Raw genomic sequence first — 16556 nt, 5'->3', positions numbered from 1 at the left:
GCTCAGTAGCTCTCGGATTCGCCGGCCATCCCTCGCTCAGCGCGCCATCTGCGTCCACCTCGATGCCAGCTGGCCAGCCGCCCACCCCGGCCCAGCTCGGTGAGGCGCCTCTCCACGGTGTCCCGGAGTTCGGCCGGGGTCACCACGAGGAACTGATCGCCGGTCTGCAAGGTGGTGCTCCCGTCTGCCGAGAAGGAGTCCTCCCCCCGGATGATGAGCGAGACCACCGCATTGGGCGGCAGGCGCATCTCGAGAACGGTCATTCCGGCAAGCCGGGATCCTTCGGGAATGTTGACCTCGAGCAGATCGGCGCGGCGTTCCTCGAAGGGCGCCACCTCGATGTCGACATCGGTCGCGGCATGCGGGTCGACAAGGCCCAGGCGCCTGGCAAGCCAGGGCAGGCTTGGCGCCTGTACGCAGGTGAAGACCACGACGAAGACGACGATGATGTCGAACAGCACGGGCGATTCGGGCATACCGGCTGCCAGTGGCACGGTGGCCAGGATGATGGGCACTGCCCCGCGCAGACCCGCCCAGCTCATGAACAGCTGGTGACGCCAGGGCACCTTGAACCAGGCTGCGCAGATGAACACTGCCACCGGACGAGCCACGAACAGCAGCACGAGACCCAGCATCACTGCTACGAGGGTGTCGCCCCAGCCGATGCTCGATGGTGTGACGAGCACGCCGAGCATCACGAACAGCCCCATCTGGGCCACCCAGCCGATCCCTTCGGCGAACGAGCGAGTGGCGTGACGGTGGGGCAGCTGTGAATTGCCCAGGATGACCGCGCAGACGTAGACGGCGGCGAAGGCCGAGCCGTGGACGAGTTCGTCGAAACCGTAGGTGAACACGATCCAGGCCATGGTGGCCAGCGGGTACAGGCCTGATGCGGGCAGCGAGAGCCGTGCCATGACCTTGCTTCCGAGCCAGCCGGCCAACAGGCCGAGCAGGACACCCAGGACGAGCTCGTAGACAACCGACCCGGCGATCGCCAGCGCCCCGCCATGCTGGCTCTGCCCCACCGACAGGGCCGTCCCCGCCGTGACGAGCAGCACTGTGGGCGCATCGTTGAGGCCCGACTCGATCTCGAGGGCGGCGCGCAGCCGCGCCGGGATCTTCACTCCGCGCAGCACCGAGAAGACCGCGGCGGCATCGGTGGGGGCGACGATTGCCCCGAGCAGGAAGGAGACCGGGAAGGACAGCCGCAGGACGAAGTAGCCGAACAGACCCACGATGGCGATCGTCACGAGCACCCCGACGGTTGCCAGCAGCAGCCCCAGGCCCAGCACCGGACGCACCGACTGCCACTTCGTGGTGAGCCCGCCCTCGGCCAGGATGAGCACCAGTGCAGCGAATCCGAGGTCGTGGGCCAGCTGGACGTCGCCGAACTGCAGGCCGAAACCGCCCGGGCCGAGCACGATGCCGACGAGCAGGAAGAGCAGCAGGGCCGGCAGACCGGCGCGCGAGCCCAGCCGGACCGCCGCAATGGCCACCAGCACGACGAGGGAGCCGAGCAACAGACTCATGTCGAACGAGGACATGGCTTCTCCTCCCTGCTCAGATGCTTGTTCCCGGGCGCCCCAGGGCTCTCGCCACCGGCGGGCATTCATGTGCTGTGTCCAGCTCGATCGTCTTCCTCCCGTACCTTTTCCTGTGCTGGTCCTCTGTGCGTTTTCCTGCGTTGGTCCTCTGTGGGCCGGTCCTCTGTGCACTGGTCCCCAGTGGACTGGTCTCCAGCGCGGCTGTCATCACTGGGTACTGCCGCGGCGGGCACGGGCCCCGTTCGTGGCGGCGGGTCTGTCGCTCCCCAATGCCTCCGATGTCTCTCTTTCTGCTCTTTCAGCGGGGGACCCGGTTGGTGGCGAGGTTGCGTCCTCGCTACCGCGCATGGCCCGTGACGCATGCCGGGGCTCCTCCCAGCTCGGTGCCGGCCCGGCGTCATCGGGCGCCGCTCGTCGCGCATGGCCCGACACTGCCCGGTGGCGGGGATGATCATGGCGGCCAGCAACAATGTCCTGGGCCCTCCCGCCCAGCAGGGGTGCGCGGACGCGGGCCACGCGTCCCGTCACCGTCTGGTAGCGGGGATGGTTGAGCCGGGCACTGCCGTCGGCAAAGCCGAGTTCTGCCAGGGCCCGTTGGATGGTGGCCGCCGAAGCGGGATCGACAAGGACGAGATGTGCACCGGCGGGGGCCGAGGCCGAGTGGGTGAATCCCCGCTCCTGACGAGCGAGCTGTTCCGTGGGCTTGACCCACAGCGTGGGGTGTCGTCCGCCGAGCACACCGGCGGCAAGGATCTCGTGCGCACCGAGCGACCACGCAGCGTGCCCCTCGACGCGAATTCCTGCCGGGTCGACAACCAGCCGGAAGCGCAGCGGGCGGAGCATGATGACACCGATCCCCACCTCGACCAGTGTGAGTGCCACCGGGAGGAGCCAGCTGGGGAAATTGCCGTAGCGGATCCACACACCACTGACCACGGAGAGGATGGCGGCGACGACGAGTGAGAAGACACCGACAGGCACCGAACGGCGCGTCGTGACGTGAGACTCCGTCTGGTTCATCCCTGGGCCACTCCCTGCGCTCCTCGACATACTCGATCGCGCGGCGGCAACCGCGCCGAACTGCGGGAGTTCTCACCGCGAACTGGTGCGCGCCCATGATAGCCACAGGCCAGGCGTTGCCCAGGAACCGCAGTTCGGGCATGCCCCTCTCTTTCTGGCCCGTCCGGGCTGGCCGGCGCGGCGCCACAAACCCTGCGTCCCCACACCGACGCGGCGCCACAAACCCTGCGTCCCCACACCGACGCGGCGCCACAACAAGGACGCGGCGCAATATCACGCCGCCCCTTCACCATCACGCCGCGGGAAGCAGAGGGACGCCAAGAGGAGAGGCGGCGCCATGCGTCCCGGACCGACCACAGATCCCACATGTGGCACTCCCCTCAACGCCGCACCCGCGTCCCCCACACCAGACGCGGCGCCATAACAAGGACGCGGCGCAATACCACGCCGCGGGACATGACCAGGACCCACCATCACGGTGTCTTCCACCCACAGCGCCTCATGCCTAACGCCTAATATCCAGGCGCGCCGGTTGGTACGCGTTCCGGAATGCAAAACTGGTGCACTGGCAACAGACACCGTCTCTATCGTGAGGGCTCGGGTCCGGCACCGGGCCCATGTTCCTGGAGGTGCCTGATCATGTCCATGTTCTGTTTCCAGTGCGAACAGACCGCGCACGGCGTGGGGTGCGTCGATCTCGGGGTGTGTGGCAAGACACCGGACACGTCCGCTGCCCAGGATCTCATCACCTTCGAGTTGATGAAACTCGCCGTTGCTGCCGAGGGCCGGCCCCCGACGGCGGAGCTGGCGCTGACCTTCATGGAGGCCCTGTTCACGACGGTCACCAATGTGAGCTTCGACGCGGATGCCTGCGCCGGGCTGGCCCAGACCATTGCCGAGCGAAGACTCGCCTGGACCCATGGCCAGGACGTTGTGCTCGAGGCCGTGGCCGAACCAGGGGCGCTCTTCGAATCCGCCACCACCGAAGGATCCTGCCGGGCACTGCTCGTGCTCGGTCTGCGGGGCATGGCTGCCTACGCCTATCACGCCCATGTGCTCGGTCACCACGATCCCCGGGTCGACGCCTGGCTCGTGGGCGGCATGGCGCAGGCCTCACGTTCACACAGCGTGCCCGAATGGCTGGAGTTGCTGCACGACTTCGGCATGGTGAATTTCGCATGCCTGGAACTGCTCGACCACGCCAACACCTCATGCTTCGGGGATCCGGAACCGACAGAGGTCTCGATGCGGGTTCAGCCCGGGCCGTTCATCGTGGTGAGCGGACACGATCTGCATGATCTCTCGATGCTGCTCGAGCAGTGCGAGAACAGTGGGGTTGACGTGTACACGCACGGCGAAATGCTGCCGGCCCACGGATACCCGGCGTTGCGCCGTTACAGCTGCCTCAAAGGTCACTTCGGAACCGCCTGGCAGAACCAGCGCAAGGAATTTTCCGAACTGCCGGGCGCGGTGCTGTTCACCACGAACTGCCTCATGCCACCGCTCAGCGGCTACCAGGACCACGTCTTCACCACAGCGATGGTCGCCCACCCGGGCGTCTCCCACATCGACGCCGATCCCGACGGTCACAAGGACTTCTCCCGTGTCATCACGCGGGCAAAAGAACTCGGCGGCTGGGCCGAGCCCCATAATTTCACGGGAATCAACGGCGGCAGCACACTCACCACCGGCTTCGCCCATCATGCGGTGCTGTCCGTGGCGGACACCGTGGTCGGGGCGATCGAATCAGGTCAGGTCAACCACATCTACTTGGTCGGTGGCTGCGACGGGGCACTGCACGGACGCAACTACTTCACGCAGCTGGTGGAATCGACGCCTGCCGACAGCCTCGTGCTGACGCTCGCCTGTGGAAAGTTCCGCTTCAACGATCTGGACCTGGGCACGGTGGGTGGGCTCCCGCGGCTGCTGGACATGGGACAGTGCAACGATGCCTATTCGGCCGTGACGGTGGCCCAGGCTCTCGCAAAGGCGCTCGGCGTGGGGATCAACGACCTGCCCCTCACCATCGTCCTGTCCTGGTACGAGCAGAAGGCCGTCTGCGTGCTCCTCAGTCTTCTGGCACTCGGCGTGAAGAACATCCGGCTCGGGCCCACGCTCCCTGCCTTCGTCTCACCGGGGGTTCTCGAGGTGCTCGCCAGTGACTTCGGGCTGGCTCCGACGAGCACAGTCCAGAACGATCTGGTTTCCCAGTGAGTTGAAGGCGGAGAACTGGAGCTTTAGCACAAGAGCGAGACGGATGTGGACGAAATGAGATTTTGATACGTCGCAGACAGACGGACCTAGGATTCCACACAGGGTTAACCATCTTGAAACCAATATGACGCTTGGTGTCCATGGGTGAACGTTGTTGCTCGTGATCTGTCCGTGCCGGGCGCCACACCCTGAGGGGGAATGATTGTGAAGAAGAAGACACGACTCTCGGTCGCACTCGCGGCCGCTGCCCTGTCCGTGGCGATGGCGCTCACGGGCTGCAGCAGCAGTAGCAATTCGAGTGGTGGCAGCAGTACTGCCGGCTCGACCACCGCGGTGATCTCCGCGAATACGACCGAACCCCAGAACCCGCTCATTCCCGGCAACACGAATGAGGTCGGCGGCGGCAAGGTCGTCGACCTCCTGTGGGCCGGCCTCATCTCCTACGAGCCCGACGGCACGACGAAGAACGAGGTTGCCCAGTCGATCGACACGACGGACAACAAGACCTTCACCGTCAAGCTCAAGGACTGGAAGTTCTCCAATGGCGAACCGGTGACCGCCCACTCCTTCGTGGACGCCTGGAACTACACCGCGCTGAGCACGAATGCGCAGCTCAACGCCGCGTTCCCCACCCTGACCCAGATCGAGGGATACGACGCGGTCTCGGCCGACAAGCCGACCGCCCAGACCCTTTCGGGCCTCAAGGTGATCGACGACAAGACCTTCACGATCACGCTGACGGCGCCGTCGTCCACCTTCCCGCTGTCCCTGGGCTACTCGGCGTTCTACCCGCTGCCCAAGGAAGCGTTCAGCGACATGAAGGCATTCGGCGAGAAGCCGATCGGTGACGGCCCGTACACGCTGTCGAGCTGGCAGCACAACAAGGAGATCGATCTGGCCCCGAATCCCGACTACAACGGCAACCGCAAGGCTGCCAATGGCGGGGTGAAGCTGGTCATCTACACCGACCTGAACGCCGCGTACTCCGATGTGCAGGCCGGCAATCTTGACGTGCTCGACCAGGTGCCGGCGTCCGCGCTGTCCACCTACACCACCGACGACACGGTCCAGGCCATCAGCAAGCCTGGCTCGGTCTTCCAGTCGTTCACCATCCCGCAGAGCCTGGATCACTTCGGGAACAACGAGGAGGGCCGGCTGCGCCGCCAGGCGATCTCGGAGGCGATCGATCGTCCGACGATCACCAAGACGATCTTCTCCGGTTCTCGCACTCCGGCCGTCGATTTCACTGCTCCTGTCATCCCCGGCTACAACGGGAAGCTGAGCGGCAACGGCACGTTGTCCTACAACCCCTCAGATGCCAAGGCCAAGTGGGCCCAGGCCGATGCCATCTCGAAGTTCGACGGCACCTTCAACATTGCCTACAACGCCGACGGCGACCACAAGGCATGGGTCGATGCGGTGGCCAATTCGATCAAGAACACCCTCGGCATCCAGGCGCAGGGCCAGCCGATCGCCACCTTCAGCGATTTCCGCAGCCAGATCACCAAGCGTCAGCTCAAGTCTGCCTTCCGCAGTGGCTGGCAGGCCGACTACCCCTCCGCCGACGACTATCTCGCCCCGCTGTACGCGACGGCGAAGCCCGGTACGAGCTCGAATGACGGCGACTACTCCAACCCCGATTTCGACAAGGCCATCGCCGATGCGGAGGCGGCGACGAGCGCATCGGATCGTCAGAAGTTCTACGACCAGGCCCAGGAAATCCTGCTCAAGGATCTCCCGGCCATCCCGCTGTGGTACCAGAATGTCTCCGCGGTGTCGGCCAAGGGCACCAAGAACGTCGCGTTCAACTACCAGAACGTGCCGGTCTACAACGCCATCACCAAGTGACGTTGACGCTGTTGCCGTGAGCTCCCGTGGGCCGGCGGTGACCGGGTGCCCAGTGCACTCGGGCACCGCCGGCCCACGGGTTGCCCCTCTTGCGGCGCAGCGTGCTCACCGCATTGCGCGAAGGAGTAATTCATGGGTCGTTACATAGGCCGACGCGTGCTTCAGGCCATCCCTGTGCTGCTGGGCTCGACATTGCTGATCTACGCCCTCGTCTTCGCTCTTCCCGGTGATCCGGTGACGGCGATGTTCGGCGACCGGCCGGTCAACCCGGTGGTGGCGAACCAGATCCGCGCCGAGTACAACCTCGACAAGCCGTTCATCGTTCAGTACCTGCTGTTCCTCAAGGGCGTCTTCACCCTGAACTTCGGCAACACCTTCTCGGGACAACCGGTGGTGAACATCATCGCCACGGCATTCCCGGTGACCATCCGGCTGGCCATCATGGCATTCATCATCGAGGCCGTCTTCGGGATCCTCATCGGCACCATCTCGGGGCTGCGCCGCGGCAGCTGGTTCGATTCGGTGAGCCTCGTACTCTCGCTGGCCCTCATCGCGGTGCCCACATTCGTCTTCGGTTTCGTGCTGCAGTTCCTGCTCGGCGTCAAGCTCCACTGGCTGCCACCCACGGCTGGCGCCTCCCCCACCTTCCAAAGCCTGCTGCTGCCGGCACTGGTGCTTGCCAGCGTCTCGCTGGCCTACGTCATCCGGTTGACGCGTACCTCGGTGAGCAGCAATCTCAGCGCCGACCACGTCCGCACGGCGCGTGCCAAGGGGCTCACCGAGCGCCGCGTGATCGGCGTGCACGTACTGCGCAACTCGCTCATTCCGGTCGTCACCTTCCTCGGTGGGGACCTCGGTGCTCTCATGGGCGGCGCGGTCGTCACCGAACGGATCTTCAACGTGAACGGGATCGGGAACGCCCTCTACCAGGCGATCCTGCGCGGCGAAGGCACAACGGTGGTCTCCATCGTGACGCTGCTCGTGCTCATCTTCATCATCTCCAACCTGGTCGTCGACCTGCTGTACGCGGTCCTCGACCCGAGGATCCGCTATGTCTGAGCCCTCCATGTCCCCGACAGTCCTGCCCGGCCAGGAACGCTATGTCGACACAGCTCACGAGGAGATCGCGGCCATCGACTCGGTCGACGATTCGGCCCCGCCGACGAGCATGTGGCGCGATGCCTGGCAGTCGCTGCGCAAGAACCCGCTGTTCATCGTCTCTGCGGTGCTCATCGTGCTCATCCTCGTCGTGGCCCTCTTCCCTGATCTGTTCACCCACGAGGACCCCAAGTACTGCGTGCTGACCAATGCCCAGACGGGACCGGGCCCAGGGCACTGGTTCGGCTTCGACCAGCAGGGTTGCGATGTCTTCGCGAGGGTCATCCATGGCGCGCGCGCCTCGGTGACAGTGGGCGTCGTCACCACCCTCATCGTCATGCTGCTGGGTGGGGTGATCGGCGCCTTTGCCGGTTTCTACGGAGGCTGGCTCGACGCCGTCCTCGCCCGCATCACCGACATCTTCTTCGCCGTGCCCCTGGTGCTCGGCGCCATCGTCCTGCTCAACACCTTCAAGACGAGCGAGACGGTCTGGAAGGTGATCTTGGCGCTGGCTCTCTTCGGGTGGACGCAGCAGGCCCGCATCACCCGCGGCGCGGTGCTCGAGGCCCGCAACTCGGAGTTCATCACGGCGTCGACGGCGCTGGGAGCCTCGGGCCGCTACAACCTCTTGCGCCATGCCCTGCCGAACGCGCTGGCGCCGATCATCGTCAACGCCACCGTCTCGCTGGGCACGTTCATCGTGGCAGAGGCCACCTTGTCCTATCTGGGCATCGGCCTGCCTCCGAGTATCGTCTCATGGGGCGGCGACATCTCCAGTGCCCAGGTGCTGCTGAGGGTGCGCCCGCAGGTGCTGTTCTTCCCGGCAGGTGCGCTGGCAGTGACCGTGCTCAGTTTCATCCTGCTCGGCGATGCCGTCCGGGAAGCACTCGACCCGACCAGTAGGAAGCGATGAGTGAAGATCTGCGTCGCTCGACGCCAACCCAGGACCAGCAGCCCGGCGGCCGGCGTGCCGTCCCCGAACCGCTCGTGGAGGTACGCAATCTCGACGTCGACTTCCGTACGGGTGGCGGCAGCGTCCATGCGGTGCGGGGCGCCAATCTGACCATCTATCCGGGACAGTCCGTGGCCATCGTCGGCGAGTCGGGCTCGGGAAAATCGACGACGGCGCACGCCATCATCGGTCTGCTGCCCGGCAGCGGTCGGGTCACCGGAGGGTCGATCACCTTCGGGGGCCGCGAGCTCGTCGGCCTGCGGCGCCGCGAACTTGAGCGGTTGCGCGGCAGCGAGATCGGCCTGGTTCCCCAGGACCCGATGTCGAACCTCAACCCGGTGTGGCGGATCGGCTTCCAGGTGAAGGAGGCCCTGACGGCCAATCACCTCGATGTCACTCGCGAACAGCGCCAGCGTCTGGAGGACGGCCTGGTGGCCGAGAGCTCACCGCGCGACGACGACGAGCTCTTCCTCGGGAGCGCTTCGAAGCCGGCTCTGCTCACCGATATCCGGGGCGCGCTGGAGGACTCCGGAGTCTCGGGCACCTCGCTGGACGAGCAGATGAAGCGCTGGGACGAGACCCTGGACGTGGGCTCGGTGACCCGGAGCGAGGTGCGCCGGCGCCTGCTGGCCGCCAAGATCTCGGGAGCCGAGCAGATCGCCCTTGGCCATGTCACCGGTTCGACGGTCAATGACCGGGTGGCGGGGCTGCTCACCGAGGCGGGACTGCCCGACAGCGCGCGCCGGGCCCGGCAGTATCCTCACGAGTTCTCCGGAGGGATGCGCCAGCGCGCGCTCATCGCGATCGGCCTTGCGGGGCGGCCGAAGCTGCTCATTGCCGACGAGATCACCTCAGCACTCGACGTCACCGTCCAGCGGCGCATCCTCGACCATCTCGAGGGACTCACCCGCCAGCTCGGCACCACGGTGTTGCTCATCACCCATGACCTCGGACTCGCCGCCGAGCGGGCCGAGCACCTGGTCGTCATGTACAAGGGTCGCGTCGTCGAGTCGGGTCCGGCACTGGACATCCTGCAACACCCCGAGCATCCCTATACGAAGCGCCTCGTCGCCTCAGCACCCTCGCTGGTCTCCCAGCGCATCCAGAGCACCAAGCATGCAGCCGTCCGCACCGGCACCCCCGCATCGGGGGTTGGCGCACCGGGGGTTGGCGCAGCACAGGGCACAGCGGAGCTGGCGGACCATCGCCCGCTCATCGAGGTCTCGCATCTGACGCGCCGCTTCGACATCAGGGGCTCGAAGGAGCCGCTGCTGGCGGTCGATGACGTGAGCTTCGAGGTGCGCCGCGGTACCACGCTGGCGTTGGTGGGCGAATCGGGTTCAGGCAAGTCGACCGTGGCGAACATGGTGCTGCGGCTGCTGGAGCCTACGAAGGGTTCGATCCTGTTCGACGGCCGCGATGCACTGGCTCTGCGAAAGGCCGAGCTCTTGCACTTCCGGCGCAGGGTGCAGCCGGTCTTCCAGAATCCGTACGGCTCGCTCGACCCCCAATACTCGATCTACCGGGCACTCGTGGAGCCGATGCGCATCCATCATGTCGGCAACCGGGCCAGCCGCGAGAAGCGGGCGCGGGAACTGCTCGACATGGTGCAGTTGCCCGCTTCCACCCTGCGCCGCTATCCCAATGAGCTGTCGGGCGGGCAGCGCCAGCGCATCGCGATCGCCCGGGCGCTCGCCCTCGATCCGGAGGTGATCGTCTGCGACGAGGCGGTGTCAGCCCTTGATGTGCTTGTCCAGTCACAGATCCTCACGCTTCTCAATGATCTGCAGGCCGAGTTCGGGCTGACCTATCTGTTCATCACCCACGATCTGGCGGTGGTTCGCCAGATCGCCGACGAGGTGGTGGTGATGCAGCATGGCCGCATCGTGGAGCACTCCAGCACCGACGAGGTCTTCGCGCATCCGCAGCAGGCTTATACGCGCGAGCTCATCGAGGCGATTCCTGGTGGGTCGCTGCACATCGGCGGGGCCGGGGCGCCAACCGAGCCCTCCGGGACAGCATCGTAGCCAGCGCAGCCACCAGGGCGCGATGGCGCTCGCGCAGCCGTCGGGGGCGCTCAGCCCTCGACCGCGCCGTACTCGGCGTCGCCGACGGGCTCGAGCCATTCGGTGACACCCTTCGTGATGGCGATGTGGACGAACCAGGAGTCGGCCGAAGCACCGTGCCAGTGCTTCACCCCCTCGCCGATCGTCACGACATCGCCGGGCGCGACTCGGCGCGCCGGGCCGCCTTCCTCCTGGATCCAGCCGTCCCCACCGGTGATGAGGAGGATCTGGTAGCCGTCGCGGTGGACATGCCAGTTGGTTCGGGCGCCGGGGGCGAAGGTGACATTGCTCACCGCCACGTCGAGCGTCGAGTCGTCGACGAGCTGACGCAGCAGGGTCTGCCCGGCGAAGTTCGCGGCGAGGGCGTTGTCCTCTCCGGGCGCGAACACCACTCCATTGCGGACTGCTTCGTTGCGGATCATTCCCCAAGCTCCTTCCGTGCACGGCCGATCTGGCCGTCCACCCGGCGGTTTACCCACCCGAGGGCCGGCCACGCCACCAGACCACAGGTACGGCTCATGAGATCTGAGGCCGCCGGACAGCCCGTCCCCGGGCTCGCATGCCCATGGATCTGCACCCACCCCATCGGGCAGGCCGTGAAGTGCCGGGGCACCGGGACCGTCCCCCCGGCGATCACGAGCGATCCGCTGCCTGCTCGATGTCGGGTGTCGGCTCGGTGCCTCGATCACCAGTCCCGAGTCCTACGACACGGCGGCCGAGGTGCTGGCGAGATTCGCCCCGCGAGGCAACAAGCTGCACTGGAGGGACCTCGGTGAGGCGGGCAAGAAACCGGTGATGGACGCGATTCCGGAGCTGTGTCTTCATCACGTCGTGGTGATCGGGGCCCCCATGATCGGCATCCGGCAAGAACGGGTGCGGGGCCGCTGCTTTGAGCGTCTCTTCTGGGAACTGGATCAGGCCGGTGTCACCAAAGTTGTCTTCGAGTCCCGGACGCCGCACCAGGATCAGACCGACCTCCGCCGTATTGACGGCCTGCGCAGTCGTGGTGTCATCACAGGTGACCTCCGAGCTGAGTGGCGTCGAGGTGCCGAAGAACCGCTGCTGTGGGCCGCCGATATCGTTCTAGGGGCGGTAGGAGATGCCCGCGCCGCCGGGACAGAGCTGGATGCGCGAGTAGCCGTATCGATCCAGGAGATCGTGATCAGTCTGTAGACAGCGCGAAGGCCAGGTCCTACGAAACCGCAGGTGTCCTGGCCTCTACTTCCCCGTTCCCATCGGGTGGGGCGATGATTCGATTGAAGCTCTCAGAGGCCGGCGCGTCAACCCTGCGACGTGCCTCACGTTTCTTGAGCGGGTGGGTGGTGTTGGTGCCTCATGTTCTTTGAGCGCGAAGCTTGCCTGTGTGGAAGGCACGATTCCTATGGCCGCTCGACGGCATGTCACGAACAAGCTCCGGACCGCGTACCGGAAGGCCTCGAAGGCAGACAAGGCCGAGATCGCTCGCCACGATGACGAGATCGGGCTGAACCGGTATGACGAGGACGGGTGCTACGTCGAGGAACCCCTGCTCGACGACGAGCCGGATCTGGGCGAGGACGGCTGAACACCTTTGGTTACTTTTTCGTTGCTTTCGCGTCCTCGTCATCAAGGGCTGCACCCCTCGCAGACCGCATCGTGGCGCGGTCTGCGAGGGTCCACACTGTGGCGGTGACGGAGGGATTTGAACCCTCGGTGGCTTGCACCACACTCGCTTTCGAGGCGAGCTCTTTCGGCCGCTCAGACACGTCACCGGGGGTCACTCTACCGGTGTGGCTCAATACCGCGCCAATCCGCTGGGGCGACACCGCGCCGGCATCGCCCCGAGCCCGACGCGGGCCTCAGCGATGCCCGCGGAAGAAGCTGGCGAGCAACTCCTCGCTGTGCTGTGCCAAGACTCCGCTCACCACCACCGGACGGTGATTGAGCCGCGGATCGCGCACCACATCCCACAGGGACGCCACCGCCCCCGCCTTGGGATCGAAGGCTCCGAAGACCAGGGTCGCGATACGTGCCGCGACGATCGCCCCGGCACACATCGTGCAGGGCTCAAGGGTGGCGACCAGCGTGCACGCCTCCAGACGCCATGATCCGAGTCCGGCACAGGCCTGTCGGATGGCAACGATCTCGGCATGCGCAGTCGGGTCGAGGTCGGCCTCACGCCTGTTCCCGGCGCAGCCGATGATCGTGCCATCGCAGCCCAGCACCACGGCGCCGACCGGCACATCGCCATGCGCCGCCGCGTCCGCCGCCGCATCGAGCGCCCGGCGCATCGCTGCGTCCCAACGGGTCACTGCCCTGCGATCGCCTTGTCGAAGACCGTGCCGAACCTCATGTCGTGGGCGACCCGGCGCACCAGCTCATCGGAGTCCTCCTCCAGGTCGCCGGCCAGCGATTCCATCTCGAACTCGCTGACGCCCTGGTCGACAAGGATGTCGAGATCACCGACCGGCTCCGGCTCGTCGTCGGGGTCAGGAACATCGACATTGAGGAAGTCCACGGCATCACGCGCGATCGGCCAGTCGTTCGAGGCCACCACATCGCTGAGCAGCACCTGTACCTGAGGACCGCGCACCCGGCATAGGACGAAGAATTCACCATTGATGCTCACCGCGCCGAGCGCCCCCACGTCGCCGGGTACCCGGCGAAGCTGCGCAATCAGTTCCTCGAGATCGTTGGCACAGGCCTCGGGCAGTTCGGTGACGGTGGGCATCCCGTCCTCGCGGTACATGGCAACGACGAAATCGATCTCCTCGGGCGAGGCGTCCTCATACTCCTCGTCGTCATCGTCGAGGTCGTCATCGGAGTCATCGTCGTCGGGCACGTCGTCGTCGAGATCGTCGTAGTCGTCGGCGACGACTCCCGAGTCGAAGTCGTTCTCGTGACCGAGGCTCTCCAAGCTCTCGACGTCCTCGGCACCATCGCTGTCGCGCGTCTTGTCAACGTCGCTCATCTCACAACCTCCAAGGCTCCCCGCCCAGCATTCCATGTCCGGGCTGTCCAGCGCACCCTGATGAGGGCTCAGATGTCCCGTCGCCAACCTTATGGGACAGTGGGGGCGTGGAACTCAAAGTCGTCGATCATCCGTTGGTTGCCCACAAGCTCACCCATCTGCGCGAGGCCAGCACCCGATCCCCCACCTTCCGGGCGCTCGTCGCCGAGCTGGTCACCCTGCTTGCCTACGAGGCGACGCGCGAGGTGCGGGTGGAACCGGTCGAGATCACCACCCCCGTGGCGACAACCACTGGCACCCGCCTCGCCGAGCCGAAGCCACTGGTCGTGCCGATCCTGCGCGCCGGCCTGGGCATGCTCGAGGGGATGACCCGGCTGGTGCCCACCGCCGAGGTCGGCTTCGTGGGAATGGTTCGCGACGAGGAGACGCTGCGTCCCACCACGTACGCCGAAAGGCTGCCCAAGGACCTGTCCGGACGCCAGTGCTTCGTGCTCGATCCCATGCTCGCCACCGGGGGATCCCTGTCGGGCTGCGTCGATTTCCTCGCCGAGCGCGGCGCCGACGACATCACCTGTATCTGCCTCATCGCCGCCCCCGAAGGGATCGCGTCCTTCCGCGAGCTCGTGGCGCATCTGCACGTGCGGTGCACCCTGGTGGTGGCCGCTGTCGACGAGCACCTCAACGAACACGGATACATCATCCCTGGCTTGGGCGATGCCGGGGATCGCCTCTACGGGCTGGTCGACTAGGGGCTGGCCCGACCCAGGGGCAGCAACCGCCATCCGCCGCAGACCTGAGGGGCGCTCCCCCCACTGGGGGAGGACCTCTCGCACCGGCACTGCCTAGGCTTGAGCGGTGCCGAGCGTCAAGCAGATCAGCGACTGGTTCGGCGCGCGCCCGATGGTGGGCGATGCCGTCCGGGCCGTTGTGCTCGCTCCCCTCACTCTTGCCAACTGCATCGAACTGGCAATCCAGCACAATCCCCACCCGATGATGGTTGCGCTGGGCATCGCCTGGTCGCTCGGCTTTCTCGTCCCGCTGCTGTGGCGGCGCGCCAATCCCTCGCTCGCCTGTGCGCTCATCGTGCCCGCCCATCTGGTGCAGCTCGTCGCCGTCCGGGGCCCGATGCTGCCCAATTTCTTCGTCCCGATCCTCCTCTACGCCGTGGCAGCGCACGGCAGGACCCGCCGCCAGGGACATCTGTGGCTGGGGATCGGCATCGTCTGCGCAGGACTGGCCACCGTACGGTGGAGTTCCTGGCTCAATCCCGGCGTGTCCGAGTTCATCGCGCTGGGCATCAGCTTCCTCGCCCTCACGGCCGTGGTCGTCTCGTCGTGGGCGATGGGCGCCTTCAATCGCGAACGTCACGCCACCGTCGCCACCCTGCGCCAGCGCGCCGAGGCCCTGGAACTGGAGCGCGACCGCTCGGCGCAACTGGCCGCCGAGCAGGAGCGCTCCCGGATCGCTCGCGAGATGCACGACATCGTGGCGCACTCGCTCAGTGTGATCGTCGTGCAGGCCGACGGTGCGCGCTATGCCCTCGATCAGCCCGGAACAGCCGAGAACAGACTGGACCTGGCCAGGTCCGCGCTGGCCACCGTCGGCGGGGCCGCCCGCGAGGCACTGCGCGAGACGCGCACGCTGGTCGGTGTGCTGCGTGACGGCGACGCCCTGGACACCGCGCCCCAGCCCCAGCTGGCCGATCTGGATACCTTGGTCGCCACCGCCCGAGCCTCGGGGCTGCCCGTCGAACTGCGGGTGAGCGGCGACCCCGCTGCTCACCCGCCCTTGAGCGCGACACGACAGACCGCCGCCTACCGGATCGTCCAAGAGTCGCTCACCAATGTCATGAAGCATGCCGGGCCTGCCGCCCATGCCTGGGTGCTGCTCGACCATCGGCCCGACCAGCTCGTCGTCTCGGTGCGCGACGACGGCCGGGGAAGCGGCACCGGCGACGGGCACGGGCACGGCCTCATCGGCATGCGGGAGCGAAGTGCCTCCTTCGGCGGCGAGCTGACCGCCCGGGATCGGCTGGATGGCGGTTTCGAGGTGATCGCTACGCTGCCGGTAGGGTCACACGATCCCCACGAGGAGGAACGGTCATGACCGATCCGGTGCGCCTGCTGCTGGCCGACGACCAGGAGATGGTGCGCGTCGGCTTCCGGATGGTGCTCGACTCCCAGAGCGATATGACCGTGGTGGCCGAGGCCGGTGACGGGCAGGCCGCGGTGGACGCCGTGCTGAGCGCCCCGACACCGTTTGCCCCCCAGGTGGTGCTCATGGACATCCGGATGCCCGTACTCGACGGCATCGCGGCGACCAAGCAGATCGCCACGCACAGCTCGGCCCGGGTGCTGGTGCTCACCACCTTCGACCTCGATGAATACGTCTACGCGGCACTCCAGGCCGGTGCCTCGGGTTTCCTGCTCAAGGACGCCGGGCCCGCCGAACTGCTCGCCGCGATCAGGGCAGTGGCCTCCGGGGACGCGGTCGTGGCTCCGAGCGCAACCCGGCGGCTCCTGGAGCGGTTCGTGCCGGCCCTCCCGCACGATGCAGACCCCAGCGACGCGACAACGCGTATCCAGGCACTGACCGAGCGCGAGAGGGAGGTGCTCACCCTGGTGGGGCGCGGCATGAACAATACCGAGATCGCCGCCGCGCTGTTCCTCGGTGAGGCCACCGTGAAAACCCACATCGGCCATATCCTCAGCAAGCTGCACCTGCGCGATCGGGTGCACATGGTGGTCTTCTCCTATGACGCCGGCCTGGTGCACCCCAGGGCCTGAACCCCGAAACCGGCCACCGGCATCCCCCTGTGGGTGGAGCCCGCGACCAACCCTCAGCCTGATGCCCGAGTAGACCCC

At 66.5% G+C, this 16556-nt stretch carries 15 protein-coding genes and 1 tRNA gene; 10 read left to right on the top strand and 6 right to left on the bottom strand.

Annotation, left to right across the window (positions count from 1 at the left end; translation table 11 throughout):
- Positions 1-2 precede the first annotated feature (2 nt).
- Positions 3-1544, bottom strand: a complete 1542-nt coding sequence (locus BMX93_RS08750; RefSeq protein ID WP_091970154.1) for a potassium/proton antiporter — start codon at positions 1542-1544, stop codon at positions 3-5.
- A gap of 207 nt (positions 1545-1751) precedes the next feature.
- The gene (locus BMX93_RS08745; RefSeq protein WP_091970152.1) at positions 1752-2564 is read right to left on the bottom strand and encodes a hypothetical protein; all 813 of its coding nucleotides are present in this window, start codon (positions 2562-2564) and stop codon (positions 1752-1754) included.
- A 639-nt stretch (positions 2565-3203) separates the two neighbouring features.
- Between BMX93_RS08745 and hcp the strand changes: the two genes are divergently transcribed.
- The 5 genes from hcp (at position 3204) to BMX93_RS08720 (ending at position 10703) form a co-directional block, all read left to right on the top strand.
- On the top strand, positions 3204-4778 hold the full coding sequence (gene hcp, locus BMX93_RS08740) for a hydroxylamine reductase (protein ID WP_091970150.1): 1575 nt from the start codon (positions 3204-3206) through the stop codon (positions 4776-4778).
- A gap of 204 nt (positions 4779-4982) precedes the next feature.
- Entirely contained in the window at positions 4983-6626 is a 1644-nt protein-coding gene (locus tag BMX93_RS08735; RefSeq protein WP_245725805.1) for a peptide ABC transporter substrate-binding protein, read from the top strand.
- Between the two features lie 132 nt (positions 6627-6758).
- Positions 6759-7685: an ABC transporter permease gene (locus BMX93_RS08730; protein WP_091970143.1), complete on the top strand. Its 927-nt coding sequence runs from the start codon at positions 6759-6761 to the stop codon at positions 7683-7685.
- The gene (locus BMX93_RS08725; RefSeq protein WP_091970141.1) at positions 7678-8637 is read left to right on the top strand and encodes an ABC transporter permease; all 960 of its coding nucleotides are present in this window, start codon (positions 7678-7680) and stop codon (positions 8635-8637) included. The genes BMX93_RS08730 and BMX93_RS08725 overlap by 8 nt, the downstream gene beginning before the upstream one ends.
- The gene (locus BMX93_RS08720; RefSeq protein WP_091970139.1) at positions 8634-10703 is read left to right on the top strand and encodes a dipeptide ABC transporter ATP-binding protein; all 2070 of its coding nucleotides are present in this window, start codon (positions 8634-8636) and stop codon (positions 10701-10703) included. The genes BMX93_RS08725 and BMX93_RS08720 overlap by 4 nt, the downstream gene beginning before the upstream one ends.
- Positions 10704-10753: 50 nt before the next feature.
- Here the strand turns inward: BMX93_RS08720 and BMX93_RS08715 are convergent, their stop codons facing one another.
- On the bottom strand, positions 10754-11164 hold the full coding sequence (locus tag BMX93_RS08715; RefSeq protein WP_091970138.1) for a cupin domain-containing protein: 411 nt from the start codon (positions 11162-11164) through the stop codon (positions 10754-10756).
- A gap of 373 nt (positions 11165-11537) precedes the next feature.
- Here BMX93_RS08715 and BMX93_RS08710 point away from each other — a divergent pair, with 373 nt between their 5' ends.
- Positions 11538-11915 carry a hypothetical protein gene (locus tag BMX93_RS08710; RefSeq protein WP_245725804.1) on the top strand — a complete coding sequence of 126 codons (378 nt, stop codon included), beginning with the start codon at positions 11538-11540 and terminating at the stop codon, positions 11913-11915.
- Between the two features lie 208 nt (positions 11916-12123).
- A complete protein-coding gene (locus BMX93_RS08705) occupies positions 12124-12306 on the top strand; it encodes a hypothetical protein (protein ID WP_177170144.1) in 183 nt (60 codons plus the stop codon).
- 99 nt (positions 12307-12405) lie between these two features.
- On the opposite strand, the gene BMX93_RS08700 is transcribed toward BMX93_RS08705, so the two are convergent.
- From BMX93_RS08700 to BMX93_RS08690, 3 genes are all read right to left on the bottom strand, one after another.
- Positions 12406-12493 (bottom strand) — tRNA-Ser (locus BMX93_RS08700).
- An 87-nt stretch (positions 12494-12580) separates the two neighbouring features.
- On the bottom strand, positions 12581-13012 hold the full coding sequence (locus BMX93_RS08695) for a nucleoside deaminase (RefSeq protein WP_091970132.1): 432 nt from the start codon (positions 13010-13012) through the stop codon (positions 12581-12583).
- 17 nt (positions 13013-13029) lie between these two features.
- A complete protein-coding gene (locus BMX93_RS08690; protein ID WP_091970130.1) occupies positions 13030-13692 on the bottom strand; it encodes a tRNA adenosine deaminase-associated protein in 663 nt (220 codons plus the stop codon).
- Positions 13693-13799: 107 nt separating this feature from the next.
- On the opposite strand from BMX93_RS08690, the gene upp reads away from it, so the two are divergent.
- The 3 genes from upp to BMX93_RS08675 all read left to right on the top strand — a co-directional run bounded on the left by upp (position 13800) and on the right by BMX93_RS08675 (position 16478).
- Positions 13800-14441 (top strand): uracil phosphoribosyltransferase, encoded by a 642-nt coding sequence (upp, locus tag BMX93_RS08685; RefSeq protein WP_091970128.1) that lies wholly within the window; start codon positions 13800-13802, stop codon positions 14439-14441.
- A gap of 106 nt (positions 14442-14547) precedes the next feature.
- Complete coding sequence (locus BMX93_RS08680; RefSeq protein ID WP_091970126.1) at positions 14548-15798, top strand: sensor histidine kinase; 1251 nt, start codon at positions 14548-14550, stop codon at positions 15796-15798.
- On the top strand, positions 15795-16478 hold the full coding sequence (locus BMX93_RS08675) for a response regulator (protein WP_091970124.1): 684 nt from the start codon (positions 15795-15797) through the stop codon (positions 16476-16478). Before BMX93_RS08680 ends, BMX93_RS08675 begins: the two co-directional genes overlap by 4 nt.
- The last annotated feature ends 78 nt before the right edge of the window (positions 16479-16556 follow it).

The sequence above is a fragment of the Propionibacterium cyclohexanicum genome (genome assembly GCF_900111365.1).
Lineage (GTDB): Bacteria > Actinomycetota > Actinomycetes > Propionibacteriales > Propionibacteriaceae > Propionibacterium > Propionibacterium cyclohexanicum.
This window is presented reverse-complemented; position numbering and strand designations above follow the sequence as displayed.

Coding starts and splice junctions, on each gene's coding strand:
- BMX93_RS08750 (WP_091970154.1), bottom strand. CDS start 1,544: ATGTCCTCGTTCGACATGAGTCTGTTGCTCGGCTCCCTCGTCGTGCTG.
- BMX93_RS08745 (WP_091970152.1), bottom strand. CDS start 2,564: ATGAACCAGACGGAGTCTCACGTCACGACGCGCCGTTCGGTGCCTGTC.
- hcp (WP_091970150.1), top strand. CDS start 3,204: ATGTCCATGTTCTGTTTCCAGTGCGAACAGACCGCGCACGGCGTGGGG.
- BMX93_RS08730 (WP_091970143.1), top strand. CDS start 6,759: ATGGGTCGTTACATAGGCCGACGCGTGCTTCAGGCCATCCCTGTGCTG.
- BMX93_RS08725 (WP_091970141.1), top strand. CDS start 7,678: ATGTCTGAGCCCTCCATGTCCCCGACAGTCCTGCCCGGCCAGGAACGC.
- BMX93_RS08720 (WP_091970139.1), top strand. CDS start 8,634: ATGAGTGAAGATCTGCGTCGCTCGACGCCAACCCAGGACCAGCAGCCC.
- BMX93_RS08715 (WP_091970138.1), bottom strand. CDS start 11,164: ATGATCCGCAACGAAGCAGTCCGCAATGGAGTGGTGTTCGCGCCCGGA.
- BMX93_RS08710 (WP_245725804.1), top strand. CDS start 11,538: ATGGACGCGATTCCGGAGCTGTGTCTTCATCACGTCGTGGTGATCGGG.
- BMX93_RS08705 (WP_177170144.1), top strand. CDS start 12,124: ATGGCCGCTCGACGGCATGTCACGAACAAGCTCCGGACCGCGTACCGG.
- BMX93_RS08695 (WP_091970132.1), bottom strand. CDS start 13,012: ATGCGCCGGGCGCTCGATGCGGCGGCGGACGCGGCGGCGCATGGCGAT.
- BMX93_RS08690 (WP_091970130.1), bottom strand. CDS start 13,692: ATGAGCGACGTTGACAAGACGCGCGACAGCGATGGTGCCGAGGACGTC.
- BMX93_RS08675 (WP_091970124.1), top strand. CDS start 15,795: ATGACCGATCCGGTGCGCCTGCTGCTGGCCGACGACCAGGAGATGGTG.